21 protein-coding genes are annotated in these 17,399 nt (G+C 25.5%); 17 read left to right on the top strand and 4 right to left on the bottom strand.

Annotation, left to right across the window (positions count from 1 at the left end; genetic code table 11):
- Nucleotides 1–21 precede the first annotated feature (21 nt).
- From BN346_RS21600 to BN346_RS08930, 9 genes are all read left to right on the top strand, one after another.
- Complete coding sequence (locus BN346_RS21600) at nt 22–177, top strand: hypothetical protein (RefSeq protein WP_158644469.1); 156 nt, start codon at nt 22–24, stop codon at nt 175–177.
- Nucleotides 178–471: 294 nt separating this feature from the next.
- A complete protein-coding gene (locus BN346_RS08965; protein WP_040327985.1) occupies nt 472–1,281 on the top strand; it encodes a lectin OAA family protein in 810 nt (269 codons plus the stop codon).
- A gap of 201 nt (nt 1,282–1,482) precedes the next feature.
- Nucleotides 1,483–2,661 carry a sensor domain-containing diguanylate cyclase gene (locus BN346_RS08960; protein ID WP_040327984.1) on the top strand — a complete coding sequence of 393 codons (1,179 nt, stop codon included), beginning with the start codon at nt 1,483–1,485 and terminating at the stop codon, nt 2,659–2,661.
- A 285-nt stretch (nt 2,662–2,946) separates the two neighbouring features.
- On the top strand, nt 2,947–3,699 hold the full coding sequence (locus BN346_RS08955) for a D-Ala-D-Ala carboxypeptidase VanY (RefSeq protein WP_040327983.1): 753 nt from the start codon (nt 2,947–2,949) through the stop codon (nt 3,697–3,699).
- 65 nt (nt 3,700–3,764) lie between these two features.
- Nucleotides 3,765–3,968, top strand: coding sequence for a heavy-metal-associated domain-containing protein (locus tag BN346_RS08950; RefSeq protein WP_040327982.1), 204 nt, complete (start codon nt 3,765–3,767; stop codon nt 3,966–3,968).
- Nucleotides 3,969–4,163: 195 nt separating this feature from the next.
- A complete protein-coding gene (locus tag BN346_RS08945; RefSeq protein ID WP_040327981.1) occupies nt 4,164–4,595 on the top strand; it encodes a nucleotidyltransferase domain-containing protein in 432 nt (143 codons plus the stop codon).
- Complete coding sequence (locus BN346_RS08940) at nt 4,579–5,034, top strand: HepT-like ribonuclease domain-containing protein (protein WP_040327980.1); 456 nt, start codon at nt 4,579–4,581, stop codon at nt 5,032–5,034. The genes BN346_RS08945 and BN346_RS08940 overlap by 17 nt, the downstream gene beginning before the upstream one ends.
- A gap of 43 nt (nt 5,035–5,077) precedes the next feature.
- Entirely contained in the window at nt 5,078–5,857 is a 780-nt protein-coding gene (locus BN346_RS08935; protein WP_040327979.1) for a pseudouridine synthase, read from the top strand.
- Between the two features lie 101 nt (nt 5,858–5,958).
- Nucleotides 5,959–6,351, top strand: a complete 393-nt coding sequence (locus BN346_RS08930) for a hypothetical protein (protein ID WP_040327977.1) — start codon at nt 5,959–5,961, stop codon at nt 6,349–6,351.
- Nucleotides 6,352–6,400: 49 nt separating this feature from the next.
- Here the strand turns inward: BN346_RS08930 and BN346_RS08925 are convergent, their stop codons facing one another.
- The gene (locus BN346_RS08925; protein ID WP_051540220.1) at nt 6,401–6,925 is read right to left on the bottom strand and encodes a DUF6512 family protein; all 525 of its coding nucleotides are present in this window, start codon (nt 6,923–6,925) and stop codon (nt 6,401–6,403) included.
- Between the two features lie 168 nt (nt 6,926–7,093).
- Here BN346_RS08925 and vanR point away from each other — a divergent pair, with 168 nt between their 5' ends.
- The 3 genes from vanR (at nt 7,094) to BN346_RS20505 (ending at nt 10,008) form a co-directional block, all read left to right on the top strand.
- Complete coding sequence (gene vanR / locus BN346_RS08920; protein WP_040328069.1) at nt 7,094–7,786, top strand: VanR-ABDEGLN family response regulator transcription factor; 693 nt, start codon at nt 7,094–7,096, stop codon at nt 7,784–7,786.
- Nucleotides 7,779–8,873, top strand: coding sequence for a sensor histidine kinase (locus BN346_RS22320; RefSeq protein ID WP_423219651.1), 1,095 nt, complete (start codon nt 7,779–7,781; stop codon nt 8,871–8,873). The genes vanR and BN346_RS22320 overlap by 8 nt, the downstream gene beginning before the upstream one ends.
- Before the next feature lie 217 nt (nt 8,874–9,090).
- The gene (locus BN346_RS20505; RefSeq protein ID WP_051540218.1) at nt 9,091–10,008 is read left to right on the top strand and encodes a VanZ family protein; all 918 of its coding nucleotides are present in this window, start codon (nt 9,091–9,093) and stop codon (nt 10,006–10,008) included.
- Between the two features lie 44 nt (nt 10,009–10,052).
- On the opposite strand, the gene BN346_RS08905 is transcribed toward BN346_RS20505, so the two are convergent.
- The 3 genes from BN346_RS08905 to BN346_RS08895 form a co-directional block, all read right to left on the bottom strand.
- Nucleotides 10,053–10,562, bottom strand: a complete 510-nt coding sequence (locus tag BN346_RS08905; RefSeq protein ID WP_040327975.1) for a QueT transporter family protein — start codon at nt 10,560–10,562, stop codon at nt 10,053–10,055.
- Nucleotides 10,552–11,256 carry a radical SAM protein gene (locus BN346_RS08900; protein WP_040328064.1) on the bottom strand — a complete coding sequence of 235 codons (705 nt, stop codon included), beginning with the start codon at nt 11,254–11,256 and terminating at the stop codon, nt 10,552–10,554. The genes BN346_RS08905 and BN346_RS08900 overlap by 11 nt, the downstream gene beginning before the upstream one ends.
- A gap of 154 nt (nt 11,257–11,410) precedes the next feature.
- Nucleotides 11,411–12,052 carry a PHP domain-containing protein gene (locus BN346_RS08895; protein ID WP_040327974.1) on the bottom strand — a complete coding sequence of 214 codons (642 nt, stop codon included), beginning with the start codon at nt 12,050–12,052 and terminating at the stop codon, nt 11,411–11,413.
- 210 nt (nt 12,053–12,262) lie between these two features.
- Between BN346_RS08895 and BN346_RS08890 the strand changes: the two genes are divergently transcribed.
- From BN346_RS08890 to BN346_RS08870, 5 genes are all read left to right on the top strand, one after another.
- Nucleotides 12,263–13,330 carry an ABC transporter substrate-binding protein gene (locus BN346_RS08890; RefSeq protein WP_040327972.1) on the top strand — a complete coding sequence of 356 codons (1,068 nt, stop codon included), beginning with the start codon at nt 12,263–12,265 and terminating at the stop codon, nt 13,328–13,330.
- Entirely contained in the window at nt 13,317–14,990 is a 1,674-nt protein-coding gene (locus BN346_RS08885) for an ABC transporter permease (protein ID WP_040327970.1), read from the top strand. Before BN346_RS08890 ends, BN346_RS08885 begins: the two co-directional genes overlap by 14 nt.
- A complete protein-coding gene (locus BN346_RS08880) occupies nt 14,980–15,936 on the top strand; it encodes an ABC transporter ATP-binding protein (protein ID WP_040327968.1) in 957 nt (318 codons plus the stop codon). The genes BN346_RS08885 and BN346_RS08880 overlap by 11 nt, the downstream gene beginning before the upstream one ends.
- A gap of 276 nt (nt 15,937–16,212) precedes the next feature.
- A complete protein-coding gene (locus BN346_RS08875; RefSeq protein WP_040327967.1) occupies nt 16,213–16,503 on the top strand; it encodes a hypothetical protein in 291 nt (96 codons plus the stop codon).
- A 141-nt stretch (nt 16,504–16,644) separates the two neighbouring features.
- Nucleotides 16,645–17,253 (top strand): hypothetical protein, encoded by a 609-nt coding sequence (locus BN346_RS08870; protein ID WP_040327966.1) that lies wholly within the window; start codon nt 16,645–16,647, stop codon nt 17,251–17,253.
- Nucleotides 17,254–17,399 lie beyond the last annotated feature (146 nt).

Genomic DNA, 17,399 nt, shown 5'->3' with positions numbered 1-17,399 from the left:
AAATATATTAGGAGGTCATTTGTGATAAAGAAAAAATATCCGAAAAAAGACTATATAATTTTTTCAATACCCCTAGGCGTTGCAGTTGGAGCAATATTTGATATGGAAGGTGTAGGTGCTACTATAGGAACATTAATATGGGTTAGTTTATACTTTAGTATAAAAAGTAAATACTGAATATGAAAATTAAAACTAGAAGAATATTTTAAATTATTATTATTAATATTTTAAGATTACAGATGAATTTAAAAATTACACTTTTATTTTCATAAATAGCAAGTAGTATTGTATCTAAAATAGATTAAAAAAATATCAATTAGATTTAACACTTAGTGATGTTTTAGCTGAATCTTTTATCCTTTTAAGTTTTGACACAAATCAAATTATACCTTCATATATTAAAGTATATAGAAAATTATATTGGCTAAATTTCTAATAAACCAAAGTTGATTATAAATAGGAGGGATAAGTATGGCTGCTTATCAAGTTCAAAATTATCAAGGTGGACCATGTCCATCATGGATTCCAGGATCAACATGGTTATTAGGTAGTAGAGAAGATCAATATTTAGTTGAAATTGATATTAGATCAAGAGATTGTGGTAGAACTCTTAGAGGAACTGTAACTTACAATGGTGAAGGTCCAATAGAATTATTTGCAGAGCAAGAATATGGAAATATGTATAATGTAAAAGTTCGTTGGGGTGGATCTTCAGGAACTTGGCATGATGAAGGTATATGGGTAATTGGAGGAAGATGTAAGCAAAGATGTACTAGATTAAAAGTTACTGCTAGTGATGATGGAAGAGTTTTAGTGGGAGTTATGAATTATAGTTGTGAAAAAACTATAGGATTTGTAGGAATTTTTATTCCTTCTTATGAAGTTGAAAATCAATGGGGTGGATCTTCAGCACCATGGCATTATGGTGGAACTTGGGTGTTAAGTGGAAGAACTAATCAAAATGTTGTAGCTATGGATATAAAATCAACAGATGGTGGATGTACACTTGAAGGAACTATGACTTATAAAGGAGAAGGTCCAATAGGTTTTAGAGCTGTTAATATTGTAGCTAATAATTATGAAGTATATAACCAATGGGGAGGATCTTCAGCACCATGGCATCGTAGTGGAGATATGATAATTGGTGGAAGAGAAACTCAAAGAGTTATTGAACTAAAATTTAATTCCAATAATAATGGACAGAATCTTAATGGACAAATGAAATATGAAGGTGAGGGTCCTATTGGTTTTAGAGCTAAAATAATAGATCAAATTAAATAGAAAATGTTTTAAATATAGAGATGGCTTTTGGAAAAACCAAAAGTCATCTTTTTTAATGATCTTTTTTAATAAAATTCAAAAAATTGTATTTTGAGTTTTATTCATTATGTTATAATCAAATTATAAAAAACAAAAAATATATAAATTTTTAATAAAATACTTTTATGTAAAATGGTATAAAATATGAGGGGGAAAATATTAATGCTTTCAGAAAAAACATATAGGAGATATAGTAGAGAGATTTTTATGTATTTAGACTTAGATAATGTTATATGTGAGGTTAGTGATAATTTTTATGAAAATCTAAAGTTTAAAAAGGAAGATGTTATAGGAAAAAGTATAAATGACTTTATTATTGAAAAAAGCATAAATATACAAGAAGAATATGACTTAAAAGAATTAGTTTTGAAAGATAAAAATTCAGAAAAGAAATATTTTAGTGTTAAAGTAACTAAGATATATGATGATTCAAACATTTTAATAGGTGCATATTTAATTTTATTTGATATTACAGAGTATAAGAACATTGAACATGAATATACTGTGTTAAAATATTTAGCAGACAAATCATATGACATAATATACAGAGTAGAAGTATATCCCAAATTAAAGTTTACATATATAAATGATGCTGTTGAAAAATTATTAGGTGTAACTAAAGAACAACATTATGAAGATGCAAATATTCTTTTTAAACTTATACATCCAGACGATGCAAAAAAATTACAAGACAAAATAAATAATGTTAGCAAATACAGAAGAGCATTGGAATTAAGGTATATAAATAAAAAAGGAAAGTATATGTTTTTAGAAGATTTTTCTATACCCGAATATGACAAAGATGGTAGGCTTATTTCATTTCAAGGTATAAGTAGATGTATTCAAGATAGAAAAGAGTTAGAGAGCAAACTTCAATATTTAAGTTACAATGATATTATAACAGGAGTTACAAATAAAACTTACTTTACAAAGGAAATGAGACGATTAAACAAAAATGGTACCAATATGGTTACTATAATAATACTTGATTTAGATGGACTTAAAAATACTAATGATGAATATGGACATTTAATTGGAGATGAACTTATAATAGCAGCTGCAAATATTTTAAAAGAAGTATTTTATGAACAAAGTACAATATCAAGAATTGGTGGAGATGAATTTGCAGTAATAGTAAACAATGCAAGTGAAGTCTATATAAAAGAAAAATTTAAAGTGTTAGATGAAAAAATAGAAAAGTACAATTATGAAGAAATAATAAAGATAAGTATATCTAAAGGATATTCGATATATAAAGATTTTAATAAAGATATTAAGTTAACAATAGATGAAGCTGATTATAAAATGTATCAAGATAAAAATAGTAAAAAAAATTATTAAATATAATTTAAAAGATAAATTTAATAATCAGCATATTGTTTAAATTTCAGTAAAATATAAAATATTTTAAAAAAATTAGAAGGATTTTACAATAATTGTATAGAATTAAATTATATAACAAAACAAGAGTGCCAAAAAGAATAATAGGTATTCTTGTTTTTGTTTTTTTAAAGAAGAAAATTATTAATTTAAAATAGTTATAAAAAAATAATGGAAGTCAATAATAAAGATAGTAATTATAATAAATAACATATAATTTATCAACTTAAAACAGGGAGGGATATTATGAGAAAAGAAATAAAAAATAATATGTCTTATATAATGGTTTTAGTTTTATGTTTAATATTTATAATGAGTTATGGTTATGAGAAAGAGTATTACAAAGATAAAAAGTGCTCTATAAATCAAAAAAATGTTGAGAATATAAAAGTAATTCAAGACGATCCAACAGTTGCAACAACTTCTACAAATGAATTTAAAAAATTAGTTTTGGTTAATAAAAATAAAAAAATTCCTGAAGGATATATTGTCAATTTAAAATCATTAAATAATAAAAGAAATTCTGTTGCAGATTTTATATACGATGATTTAAGTGATATGTTAACAGAGGGTAGTAATAAAGGATTAAGTTTTTGGGTGGCATCTGGATATAGAAGTAGTGAATCACAACAAAACATATTAGATGAAACTATAAATGAAAATATTAATAAAGGCATGACTTATGAACAGGCATGTAAAGAAGCAACAAAATTGGTTATGCCAGCAGGCTATAGTGAACATGAAACAGGATTAGCACTTGATATAACATCTAGTAGTTATTTAAATTTAGATGAAAAACAAGAAAATACGGAAGAAAATAAATGGCTTAGAGAAAACTGTTATAAATATGGATTCATTCTTAGATATCCAAAGGAAAAAGAAAAAATAACAGGAATTGATTATGAACCATGGCATTTTAGGTATGTTGGAAAAGAGGCTGCAGAGTATATAACCAAAAATAGAATAACCTTAGAAGAATATCTTGAAAAAACTAATTAAGAATACCCATGTTATATTTTGCACATACTACGTTTGAAAACTTTATAAGTAAGGAGAATGTGATAATGGATAGAGAACATTATATGGTTGAAGGAATTGGAAATCAAGAAGTGAAAACACAAATAAAAAATGCGTTAGAAAAAATCGATGGTGTAAATAATGTATGTGTCGATATGGCAAGAGGAAGTGTTGAAGTTATTTATAATAATCCAGCAACACCAGAAGAAATTAAAAACTGTATTGAAAATGCAGGATGCAATATTAAATAATATGAGAAATAGATGTACTTTTATTAAATGAGAAGTATATCTATTTTTTTATAAATTATATTTTAATTTTGATAGATGAAATAAACCATTAAAAAAGAACAATAAATTCAAAAAAGCCATATTGTTTAAATGATTAAGTTAATAGGATATAATATTATTGAATGGAAATTTTAAATATGAAAAGGAGGATAAGTTTTGAATAAAACACAATATATATATGAATTAAAAAAACTTAATACCATAATAAGTGTTTGTGAATTTGGAAGTTATAGAACTAAGTATTGGGTTGAAAACAGGAGTGACATAGATTTAGCCATTGTATTGTATCCTAATGTTAGTTTTGATGATACTTTAAATATAGAAGATAAAATAGAAGAATTGAGCAAAGAATATTATAAATATGATAATATTCATTTAACGTTTATTATATTTAATGATTTTGCAAATAAATATGCAAGAATGGCAGTTGATAGTGATATAAAATATATAGTGAACGAAGAAAAATGGTATGATTTCCAACATTATGTATTAAAATTTGCTAGGAATAATAGAGAGTTTGAAAAGACTTTAAAGATAGATGAACAATATTTCTATTTTGGAGGTATTATAGATGAGTCCTTATTATAAATATAAAAAAGAAAAATTTTTGGAAAAATATAAATGTGCTTATGATAACTTAGGAGATTTAAAAGATACTATAAAAGAATATAAAAAAAATAATAGCAGAATAATAAGAAGGGCAATGTTTGCATTTTTTCAAGACTTTACCGAATATGTAATAGATATGTGTGAAAGCTATATAGTTATAAATGAAGGAAAATTGACAAGTTCAACTACATCAATAAAACTTATTGAACAAGCTTCACTTATGGGTTTTTTTGACGAAAATCTTAAAGCATATTTAATAGTTGCAGTTAAACTTAGAAATAGGTACACACACGATTATTATCAAAGAGAGTTTAGTGAAGAACAAATAGAAAAATTTTGCTTTGAAGAGTTAGCTTATTTAGAAATATTTTTAGAAGAAAGTAAAGATAAAGTCATACTAAGATATAAAAAACTGTAGATGAATTACAAATTTATTTTACAAAAGATAAGAGTGAGGAAACATGAGATTAGATAAATTTTTAGCAGAAGCATCAGTTGGAACACGTAAAAATGTTAGAGAGTACATTAAAAAGGGATTAGTGAAAGTTAATGGCAAAGTTACTAGAGAACCTTCATTAAATATTAATGAAAAGGTAGATAGTATAAAATATAATAATAATGTCATTGAATATAAAGGAAAAGTATATTATATGTTTCATAAACCACAAGGATGTATAACAGCAAGAAAAGATATAAATACAAAGACAGTTTTAGACTTTTTTGAAGATACTGATATGGATGGGATATTTCATGTTGGAAGATTAGATAAGGATACAGAGGGATTACTTTTATTTACTAATGATGGTGAGTTTGAGCATCACTTGATGTGTCCTGAAAAACATGTTGAAAAAAAATATTTTTTTATAGCATTAGGATCTTTAAGTGAAGAAGATGTAAATAAAATAGAAAATGGACTTTATATTGGACAAGGTGAAAAAATTACTAAGCCTGCAAAGTTAGAAATTATAAAACATGGTGAATTTGAAGAATTTGAAGAAATAAATATTAGAGATTTTTATAAAGCTAAAACTGATAGATACAAGCAACCTGTTATATCAGGGCATCTTACAATTTCTGAAGGAAGAAAACATCAAGTAAAACGTATGCTAAAAGCTGTAGGTTGCTATGTTATATATTTAAAAAGAGTTGCTATTGGAAATTTAATTTTAGATGAAACATTGGAAAAAGGTAAATATAGAGCTTTAACAGAACATGAGGTTGAAAAATTATTTAAACAATAAAGAATTAATTTGGCTATGGAAAAATAAAATCCAAAGTTAGGATTATTAATTTATAAAGATAATATTTTAATTTTGAGTGATGTAAGAAATGGGTGTGAATAGTGGAGAAAAATAAATTAGTGAAATGTACAAGATTTTTATATTCTACATTTTTAATTTTAACTATAATTATGCTATTTATGGTTTATAAAGATTTTAGTGGCAAGATGGGTTTAACATTAGGAATGATATATGTTTTTTTTACTTTCTTTATAATTTTATATACCATTATAATAATTGTTGTAAATTTTAAAAAAAGCAAAGACAAAAATATAGTAAAAAGATTAACAAGATTTATTATGATATTTTTATTAGTAGGTATTTTTAATTATATTTTAGATAAAATATTTACACCTTCTGACATAAATTTAGTGAAAAATTTTTCAATAGCTCTTGGATTAGCTATTGGTGTATCATTTTTTGATGTTATACTTTTAAAAAATAAAGAAAATTAATATATAAAAATAATAGCCATTAACTTAAATATGGCTATTTATTTTTTTATTATTTTCCATAGGTTTTAGATACAGGATCAAGAAATAATCCAATATGAGGTGGATAAAAAGTAAATATAAAAAAACAATAAGTTAATATGATAATACCTATCCAACCAAGGCGTATAGAAATTAATGAGTAGAAGCAGTTTGTTTGTAGAAAATGAAAGCTAAAATAATAAGCAACAAGTACACCTAATATGAAAGTACCAATATCAGCTATAAGAAAATGATTTCCGATAATGCCTACATAGGTATAAAATGAAGTGATTATTACAAATATACCTAACAAAATAGAAAGCAACTTTACTGGAACAAAATTCACAATGTTTTTTCCATATAAAAAATATTCAAAAATGCTGAAAATAAGCATAGGCGTAAAAAGCAACTTTAAGTGTTCAAAAGTACTTTCATTAACAGCACTAAATATTGCAACTAAATTGTTTTTACCAGACCACTGATAAGTAAAATGCAAAAGTGTACCTAAAACTATTGTGAAAATAGCACCAAGAATATGGTAATATTTTAAACTCATAACAAATATCCCCCCTCAAAATATTTTATGATAAGGAAAAATTCATTATGTCACTCTCCCAATAAAAGTTTATTACCATATATAGATAAAAAAGTATTATTTTTGTATAATTGAATTATTATTATGAAATTTACAAATTAGAAAATTTATAGATTGAAAGGGGATTTTATAAATTTGAATATTTTATTAGTGGATGATGAAAAGGAGATTGCAGATTTAGTAGAGGTTTATTTAAAAAATGAAAATTTTAATGTATATAAATTTTATACTGGAAAAGAAGCAATTGAATGTATAGAAAAAGTTGATTTTGATCTTGCTATATTAGATGTTATGCTTCCAGATATTGATGGATTTAAGATATGTCAAAAAATTAGAGAAAAATATTTTTTCCCAATAATTATGTTAACAGCTAAAATTGAAGATATTGATAAGATAAAAGGATTAACATTAGGTGCTGATGATTACATAACTAAACCATTTAATCCATTAGAACTTTCAGCTAGGGTAAAAAGTCAATTAAGAAGATATACAAGATATAATAAGGTAGAAGAAGAAAATAATTTAAATGAATATGATTTTAATGGATTATTAATTAATAATGAAACACATAAATGCATTTTATATGGAAAAGAAATATTATTAACACCAATAGAGTTTTCGATTTTGTGGTATTTATGTGAAAACAGAAGTAAAGTAGTTTCATCAGAAGAACTTTTTGAGTCTGTTTGGAAAGAAAAATATTTAGATAACAATAATACTGTTATGGCTCATATTGCTAGATTGCGTGAAAAAATGAATGAGCCATCAAGAAAGCCTAAATTTATAAAAACAGTATGGGGAGTTGGTTATACTATTGAGTAATGAGAGGAAACCTATAGATAAGAGTTTAAGAAATACAGTATTATCTAAAATATTTATTACAATATCAATCACTACAGTGATATTTTTTATTTTCTTAGCAATTGCTTATATTATATGTCATATGTTTACTTTTAAAGGGGACGAGCCTATATATATTTTGGGTGGTATAATCAAGTATGTATTTCCATTTATATTAATAGTTATTTGGTTTGTTGAAATTTTAATAATTATTATTTCATATTGGAAAAAAGCTTTAAGGTATACAGATATTATTATAGAAGAAAGTAAGAAACTTATAAAAAATGATGATGAAAAAGTAGAATTACCGTTGGAACTAAAAGATGTAGAAGAACAAATGAATAGTGTAAAGCAAATAGCAATTAAAAACATGCAATTAGCAAAAGAGGAAGAACAAAGAAAAAATGATTTAATATTCTATTTAGCACATGATTTAAAGACGCCTCTTACTTCTGTTATAGGATATTTAACACTTTTAAATGATGAAAAAGAAATATCAAAAGAATTAAGAGAAAAGTATTTAGCCATTTCTTTAGATAAGGCGGAAAGGTTAGAAGAATTAATTAATGAATTTTTTGAAATTACAAGATTTAATTTAAGTAGGTTAATTTTAGAGAGGCAAGAAGTTAACTTAACGAGAATGATTGAACAAATTTCATATGAGTTTAAACCATTATTTAAAGAAAAGAATATTGAATGCAAATTAAATATTGAATCAGATCTTAAAATCCAATGTGACGTAAATAAAATGGAGAGAGTTTTTGACAATTTAATAAGGAATGCTATTAATTACAGTTTTGATAATGCTATAGTTGAAATCGAAGCCAAAAGATATAAAAACAAAATATACATGTGTTTTACAAATGAAGGTAATACTATACCAGTAGAAAAATTAGAACGTATTTTTGAACAGTTTTATAGGTTAGATAGCTCTAGAGAATCTAAAAAGGGTGGCTCTGGATTAGGGCTTGCAATAGCAAAAAAAATAATTGAACTTCATAATGGAACAATAAAAGCAAATAGTGCAGATAATAAAATAAAATTTGAGATATTAATTCCAGGATCGTAAGAAAATCGTATGATTTTAGTAATAAAATGATAAGTAAATAGTTTTAAATAAAGAATAAAAGGCATTTTGAATCTTGATATTATAATAGTATCAAAGTTCAAAGTGCTTTTTTATTGTATAGGAATTTGAATTTTTATGAATAGAAAAGTTGAGGTGTGTATTGATATTTGAGAATAATATTATTCCAAGAAACGCAATTATTAAGAGGGGGACAATTATGAAAAACAAAGCAAGAAAAACGAATTTAATGAGTAAAATGATTAATATTATTTTAGGTCTAATAACTATTGTATATATATTAGCAGTATTAAAGATTATAGTTTTTAAAAGTGGTTTTATAACAGGTCTTAGAAGTTTAAATCTTAAACCATTTGGACTTATTAAAGATGTATATTTAGAAAATGAAAATTTAGATGTAATTTTTAAAAATATACTTGGTAATTTCGCATTATTTATTCCAATGGGAATATTAATTCCTTCATTATTTAAAAAAGTTGATATGAAGAAATCTGTGATTATATGTTTTTTTGTAAGTTTAAGCTTTGAAATAATTCAATATATTTTTGGAATTGGATTAAGTGATATTGATGATTTAATATTAAATACATTAGGTGGATTTATAGGGACATTAATTTATTTTAAATTTCTTAAAAAAGTTGATAAGAAATTAAATATGAGGATAAGCACAGTGTGTTTTTTAAGTATTTTTGGTATATGTGGAGTTGTAGCTTTGTATTTGTATCAACCTAATATGCTACCATCACAAATTAAGTTTGTTAATAAGGAAATATTAAATGGATTAGATATAAGTAACAGTGATGTAGAGGGTTTATGCTTAGAGGTTTATGATAATTCTTTCAAAGTTGATATAGAAAAAAGATTTTTTAGGGATGATTATATAAATAGAAATATTGATGGAATATATGAATTAGAAAAAGATGCTCAATTTTTTCTAGAGGAAAAAGAATTCAAATATTCGCCTAATGGAAACATACAAAAAATAAAAATAACATATTCAAAAATATCAAAAGAACAATTTAAGAAAATAATTGAAGAGAAAGAATTAAGTATAAATTTTTGGACTTCACAAGATAATAAATGCAAAAATGTTGTAATAAGAAAATTTTTAAATTAGAAATAACGTACCTTTATTCCAAATGAATGAAGGTACGTGTAATTTTATTTTCTAAATTTTAATATTTCTATTAAATTTCTATTTTTATTAATTAAATTTAATAAAGGTACACCAACAAGTGTTATAACAACAAATTCTCCAATGGCAACCATAAAGGTCCAAAACCAAAAAGATTCTTGTGCACCAAAAACTACTGTAATTTCAAAAGCAACTATAAAACTAAAAAAAGATGGCCAAAGACTGGCGATAAATAAACTTTTTAAGTTGTCTCCTAGAAGCTTTTTAGTTTTTACAATCATTAATAATCCTAATAATGATGCAGTTGAGCCAAAAAGTGCATCTATAATTCCAAAAGGTCCAAGCATATTTGACATAAAGCATCCAATTATTAGTCCAGGAATATAAAGTGGATCTATAAATGCAAGCAATACCATAACCTCAGAAATCCTAAATTGAATTGCTTGATAACTTAAAAAGTAAAAAGCAAATGTAACAACAACATATAATGCAGCTACCATAGATGTTCTTACAAGAAAGTTTGTTTTATTCTTCATGTTTTTCTCCACCTACACCAAAATCAGTGTTGTTCCATAAAATTTCTATTGAAGGATTATTTTCAAGATGTCCATATTCATTTTTAAACCATTTAATTAAAGTAGGATCAGCTTTAATATCTGTAGAATTATTAATATAAACATTAATACATCCACGCTGAAAATATTTTTGAAGTATTTCCATATCATTTTTAATCATTTCTTTTGTTTGACCCTTTATACCAACCATAAGGCAAATGGAAGGAAAGTAACTTGCAACTTCTTCTGGATTACTAAATATGACACCTTTTTTTAAGACTTTGTTTCTGAAATGATCATCAAAGGTTTCAATTCCACACTTAAAAGTAATAGGAATTTGAAAAAAATCTCTCATTTCATTTAACCGTTCACGATACATGTAATGACTCTCAAAGTAAAGATGTTGAATTCCTTTTTCAACAACAACTTTTTTTATGTCTTTAAGAGTTTCCATTGGTAACTCAAAGCAACTTCCTGAATTTATAACTTCAAGACTTTTAAAGTTTCCAATTACATGTTTTAATACTAATTGATTTGTAGCAATTATATCATTCATATCTTCTGAATTATCATCAATATAATCACAAAAAGAACAATGCCCCCATTGACATCGCCTAGATTTTAATAGGACGATTTCACGGGGGTTTTTACGATCAATAATACTATAACGTTCTATTGACATATATATCAACCCCTTGTTTTTTAATAGTGGGTACCAAGGAAACACTCTTAAAGACAAAATTAATTATAACATATAGGTAAAGGATGTAAAGAATTTTGGAATAAAAAAAATAAAGCTACAAATATTATGTAGCCCTATTTATGTAGATTTATTTTAATGTATCAAATATGTTAATTCTTTCAAAAGAACAGCCTTTTCTTATAACAGGACAATAATTTTTTTCTTTAACTGCTTTTATAAAGTCAGCTTCATTTTTTATGTTTTCTTTAAATTCAGTGGCAAAACATCCAACTTTTTCAGTTATATGTGAGTCTCCAGCACCAAAGCAACCTAAATTAAATTCAGTAGCAATTGAATAAGCATAAAGATTAGCATGTGGCATTGTACTTCCATTAAAAGTTTCAACTCCATCTAAAAGATTATGAAGTGTTTTAATATTATCACCGAGACCTCTATTATTATTTCTATATGGATGAGCGCAAATTGCAACACCATTTTCTCTTTTTACTATTTCTAAAAGTTCTTTGGCATGAAGTTTTTCTTTTGGAAGTTCTTCTAATCCAAAAACCAATATATCTCCTTCATAAGTTAGTATTTCTGCGCCAACTATAACTAGAATTCCATCCATTGTAAAAGAAGAACCTAAATCTCTTCTTAAACCATTGCTTTCATGGTCGGTTACACAGATACCATCTAAACCTATTTTCTTTGCTGCACAGATAGCTTCTTCTAAAGACATCAAACTATCACTGGAATATCTATTTTCATGTAAATGAGTATCTATTATCATAAGTTTTACCCCCTAAGTTAGAACAAAATATAATAAAAATATTTTTATGTTAATATTTTCATTATAACATTGAGGTGTAGGAAAACTTCATAGGAATATCCAATAAATAAAAAATAACTATTGGAAAAATGAATAGGTTTACAGGTGATGATATGATATAATTAAAAAATAATAGGAAAATTAAATAAATTTGCAAGGGAGAATGTCACAATGAGTAAGACGAAACGACTTTTAAGTATGATTATGGCAGGAATGCTTTCATTTTCATTAGTAGCTTGTGGTTCTAATTCAGAAAATAAGAATGCATCAAAAGAAAAAACAAATGCTGGGGAAAAAGTTGAAGGTACTTTAAAAATAGTTACAACTTCAGAAAGTTATAAAGAACTATTTGATAAATTTACAAACGAAACAGGAGTTAAAGTAGAATTCTTGTCAATGTCATCAGGTGAAGTTTTATCAAGAACTTTAGCTGAAGGAAATAAACCTATGGGAGATGTTTGGTTTGGAGGCGGAATTGATGCTTTCATGGAAGCTAAAGAAAAAGGTTTATTAGAACAATGTGATTTTGAAGGCTCAGATAAAATTGCAGAACAATTTAAAGATAAAGAAAATTATTGGTTTAGTAAAGGGTTAACTATAGTTGGATTCATTACTAATGATGATATATTAAAAGAAAAGAATTTAGATGCACCTAAAAAATGGTCTGATTTAGCTGATCCTAAATATAAAGATGAAATATTAATGTCTAACCCAGCTGTTTCAGGAACAAACTATGCAGTAGTTAATTCATTACTTCAAAATAAAGGTGAAGAAGAAGGATGGAAATACTTTGAAGAATTAAATAAAAATATACCATTCTATTCTAAAAGAGGAAAAGATCCTAATCAAAAAACTGCAGCAGGAGAAGTTGCAATAGGAATTACATATTTAGATAATACTGTTGAAAAATTAAAAGATGAGCAAAATGTAAGTATAATATATCCAGAAGATGGTATGCCATGGATGCCAGATGGAGTAGCTGTATTTAAAAATGCAAGTAATACTCCGGCAGCAAAGAAATTTATATCATGGTTATTTGAAGATGAGAACTTAAAAGAACTTGCAAGAATAGATGGTAAAGATACAGTTAAATTAGTAAAGCCAAGTCTTGAAGGTGTTGAACTTTCAATATCAAAGGACAAGCTATTAAAACAAGATTTATCACTATTTGGAGAAAAAAGGGATGCCATATTAGAAAAATGGAACAAGATGGCTGGAGATAAAAGTGAAACAAAATAGTGTTAATAAAAAGGTATCTAGTTTAGGTACCTTTTTTAATAAAATTTTTGAAAAAGGATTATTTATAATAGTTGTAGTCCTTATATTAATTTTTATATTATGGCCTATTTTAAATGTTATAAAGGAAAGTTTTTTATTAGATGGCAAGTTCACTTTAAATTTATATAAAGAGTTAATACAAAATAAAAGTAGGCTTATATATAATAGTGTTTTTGTAGGGGTATTAACAATGATATGTTCTACAATAATATCTATATGCATAGCTATTTATGCATCATTTAGTGATAATAAAATTAGAAAAATAATTACGGTAATATTAATGATTACTATGATATCTCCACCATTTGTATCTTCATTGGCATATATAAATTTATTTGGAAGACGTGGGCTTATAACACATGGAATTTTAAATTTAGCAATAAATCCATATGGATGGAAAGGTATAGTTATGATGCAAACTATATCAAATGTATCAATAAATAGTTTATTACTTATGGGAATAATAAGTGGTATTGATAAAAATCTTTTAATGGCATCACAAGATTTGGGTTCATCACCATCGTATGCTATAAGAAAAGTGCTTTTACCATCAATGATTCCAGGAATTATTGTTTGTGCACTTTTAACATTTATTAGATCATTATCAGACTTTGGTACACCAATGGTTATTGGTGGAGCATTTGATGTTTTAGCCACAGAAGTTTATTTAAATATAATAGCAAATTCCAATATTGCAATGGCATCTGCTATGAGTGTTCTAATATTAATACCTTCATTAATTGCTTTTTTTGTTTATAGATATTATATGAAAAAATCTAATTTATTAGTGGAAGGAAATAATAAGATTATTTCTAATGATAATGAATTTAACCTAAAGGGTGCAATGAAAATATTTTTAGTGAGTATAACTTTATTTTATATCACTGTAATGTTACTTCAATATGGTAGCATTTTTATATCATCCATTTCAAAATTTAGGAAAGGTAATTTTATATTCACTTTAGAAAATTATCAAAATCTGAAAAATTATAATATGAGTTGTTTTATAAGAAGTATAGTGTACTCACTAATTACAGGTGTGGTAGGTAGTATACTTGGAATGATAATTGCATATTTTACAGAACGAAGAAAAATAAGAGGAATGAAAACATTAGATTTTATTTCAACATTACCATATATAATTCCAGGAACATTCTTTGGAATAGGATATATATTGGCCTTTAATGGACCAATAATTTCTTTAACTGGTACTGCTACAATAGTGATTTTAAATTGCATTTTTAAACAAATGCCAATGACAACAAAAGCAAGTAGTGCTGCTATAGTACAAATAAATGGAGAAATAGAAGAGGCAGCGAAGGACTTAGGTGCAAGTAATATACATGTTATAAAAGATATTATAATTCCAAACTTGAAAACTGCATTTGTAGTTGGATTTGTAAATAATTTTACTGCAACAATGACAACAGTTGGAGCTATAATTTTCTTAGTTTATCCAGGTCAAAAGGTAGCAACACTAGAAATGTTCGATGCAATTCAAACAGGAAATTATGGAGTTGGTGCTGCTATTGCAACTATAATAATTATTATAACGTTATTTGTTAATTTAGTAGTATCTAAAGTGATTTTAGGAGAAAAGAGGTGCAAAGATGTATCTTAAATTGAGTAAATTGAGTAAAAGCTTTGGGGATAAAAAGGTTTTAGATAATTTAACGCTAGACATAAAAAAGGGAGAATTATTATGTTTACTTGGTCCATCAGGTTGTGGAAAAACAACTGCACTTAAACTTATTGGTGGATTTTTAAAAGAGGATTGTGGAAGCATACAAATAGATAGTGAAGAAATGACATCTTTAGAGCCAGAGCATAGACCAGTATCTACTGTTTTTCAATCTTATGCACTTTTTCCTCATATGACAGTTTTAGAAAATGTTATATACGGATTGAAATTTAAAGGATATAAAAAAAGAGAAGCTATAAAAGAAGGAGAGAAATATTTAGATATTGTTGACTTATTAGAACATAAAAATAAAAAAATAGGACAACTAAGTGGTGGACAACAGCAAAGAGTTGCACTAATAAGATCACTTATAGTAAAACCTAAGGTATTATTACTTGATGAGCCATTAAGCAATCTTGATGCAAAGCTAAGAGTGAAAATGAGAGAAGAAATTAAAGCATTGCAAAAACAATTTAATATAACTATGATTTTTGTAACTCATGATCAAGAGGAAGCATTAAGTATTTCGGATAAGATAGCTGTTATGAATGGTGGAAAGCTTGAGCAAATAGGAACACCAGAAGAGATATATAATAGACCAGTCAATAGTTTTGTACTTGATTTTATAGGAAATTCTAACATTATAAAAGATGGAAATGGTAAAAGTATATTTGTAAGACCAGAACATATAAAGATTAATAAAAGTTCAGGAAATTTAAAAGGTAAAATAATTTCTAGAATATTTATGGGGTCATATTTAACTTATATAGTTCAAACAGAACAGGGAATTATAAATGTAAAAGAAACAAATGTTCAAAATGAATTTTATGAAGTAAATGAAGAAATATATCTAGAGTTTTCTAAATGTGGCTCATTTGAAGAATAAATATAATAAATTAAAACTATCTAAAGAAAAATTTTATTTTAGATAGTTTTTTATTTTATATAAATTTAAAGAACAATATGTGTTAGCACAAGATTTTTAAATGATATATCAAAATAAAGGAATTTATTGGATAAATTTATGCAAATATATTATAATAAATAGGAGAGTTGAATTCATGAAAATTTAAAAATAGTATTTAAGTAAAAGTTATAGATAGGATAAAATAAAAAGAAGGGATATACTAAATTAAATCAGTATATTATAGGTAAAATATAAATGTTTTTTATGGTACTTATTAGTGCTATATTTATTACAAAATTCCAATATGGTAGCTTTATAAATTGTTTAGGTATGGCCATTATTGGTGGCCTAGTAATTTATAAAGGACTAGAAAAAATTAGTTCAACTGTTAAGATAAAGAATACAACAAATTTAGTAATGGGAACAATAATTATACTTGGAGCAATTGCTAATTTATTTTTAGAAAATTATATGGAGTTAGTTATGTCAATATTAATTATATGTGGAATAACTGTTAGTTTGATTCTAGAGAAGTCTCAAAGTTAAATAATAATATTATTTATAAATGCTGTTAATAAAAGGTTATTAACAGCATTTATATTTTATATAGAAAATACTTCTAGGATATTTTAATAATATTAGAAAAAAATAATTATATAATAAAATATTTAAGGAAGGATTTATTATATGTCTAAAAAACCGCGCTATTTTGTTATAATATCACATTGTTTATTGAACCCTGGAACTAGAGTACATTTATTAGGAAAAAGCTTTGGATTATGCAAAAAAATAGTTGATTATTTCTTGGATAAAAATATTAGTATTATTCAATTGCCATGCCCTGAGTTTACGGCTATGGGATATTTAAGAAACCCTCAAGGGAGACAGCAATATGATAATATATTTTTTAGAAAGCATTGCAGAAAAGAATTAGAGTCTTATGTGGATATGATATGTGAATTAAAAAATAATGATAATACACCATTATGTTACATAGGTGTACAATCAAGTCCAACTTGCAGTATATATTGGGGAAAACATAAAACAAATAAATATAAAACAGAATCTATGAATCCTGATCCAGATGCTAAAGAAGGTGATGGTGTTTATGGTGTTATGACTAGTGTTTTAGATGAAATGTTAAAGGAAAAAGGAATAAATATTCCTTATTTAGAGGCACCGGTAAAAGAAAGTATTGACTCAGAAAAAAGTATAAGATTTTTCAATCAATTATATGATTTATTTAATGTGCCTAAAGAATATAGGCATTTAGAAAAATTCTTAGAAAAAAAATAATATATCAAATTAAAAAATAAAATATTGGCATAAAGAAACATGTATATTACTAGATTTATTTAACTGTATAAGGTTAAATAAATCTAGTTTTATTATATTGCACAGTATTGGTTTTAGAAATTTGATTTCTATGTAATAAGTAGTAG

This window comes from Clostridium ihumii AP5, from assembly GCF_000612845.1.
GTDB lineage: Bacteria > Bacillota > Clostridia > Clostridiales > Clostridiaceae > Clostridium_J > Clostridium_J ihumii.
Note: the sequence above shows the minus strand (reverse complement) of the source record. Positions and strands in the feature narration are given on the sequence as shown.

Bases quoted from the DNA above. Each gene is read 5' to 3' on its own strand.
- BN346_RS08935 (WP_040327979.1), top strand. From the start codon at position 5,078: ATGAGATTAGATAAATTTTTAGCAGAAGCATCAGTTGGAACACGTAAA.
- BN346_RS08895 (WP_040327974.1), bottom strand. From the start codon at position 12,052: ATGATAATAGATACTCATTTACATGAAAATAGATATTCCAGTGATAGT.
- BN346_RS08940 (WP_040327980.1), top strand. From the start codon at position 4,579: ATGAGTCCTTATTATAAATATAAAAAAGAAAAATTTTTGGAAAAATAT.
- BN346_RS08950 (WP_040327982.1), top strand. From the start codon at position 3,765: ATGGATAGAGAACATTATATGGTTGAAGGAATTGGAAATCAAGAAGTG.
- BN346_RS08965 (WP_040327985.1), top strand. From the start codon at position 472: ATGGCTGCTTATCAAGTTCAAAATTATCAAGGTGGACCATGTCCATCA.
- BN346_RS08925 (WP_051540220.1), bottom strand. From the start codon at position 6,925: ATGAGTTTAAAATATTACCATATTCTTGGTGCTATTTTCACAATAGTT.
- BN346_RS08960 (WP_040327984.1), top strand. From the start codon at position 1,483: ATGCTTTCAGAAAAAACATATAGGAGATATAGTAGAGAGATTTTTATG.
- BN346_RS08875 (WP_040327967.1), top strand. From the start codon at position 16,213: ATGTTTTTTATGGTACTTATTAGTGCTATATTTATTACAAAATTCCAA.
- BN346_RS08880 (WP_040327968.1), top strand. From the start codon at position 14,980: ATGTATCTTAAATTGAGTAAATTGAGTAAAAGCTTTGGGGATAAAAAG.
- BN346_RS08870 (WP_040327966.1), top strand. From the start codon at position 16,645: ATGTCTAAAAAACCGCGCTATTTTGTTATAATATCACATTGTTTATTG.
- BN346_RS20505 (WP_051540218.1), top strand. From the start codon at position 9,091: ATGAAAAACAAAGCAAGAAAAACGAATTTAATGAGTAAAATGATTAAT.
- BN346_RS08890 (WP_040327972.1), top strand. From the start codon at position 12,263: ATGAGTAAGACGAAACGACTTTTAAGTATGATTATGGCAGGAATGCTT.
- BN346_RS08955 (WP_040327983.1), top strand. From the start codon at position 2,947: ATGAGAAAAGAAATAAAAAATAATATGTCTTATATAATGGTTTTAGTT.
- BN346_RS08905 (WP_040327975.1), bottom strand. From the start codon at position 10,562: ATGAAGAATAAAACAAACTTTCTTGTAAGAACATCTATGGTAGCTGCA.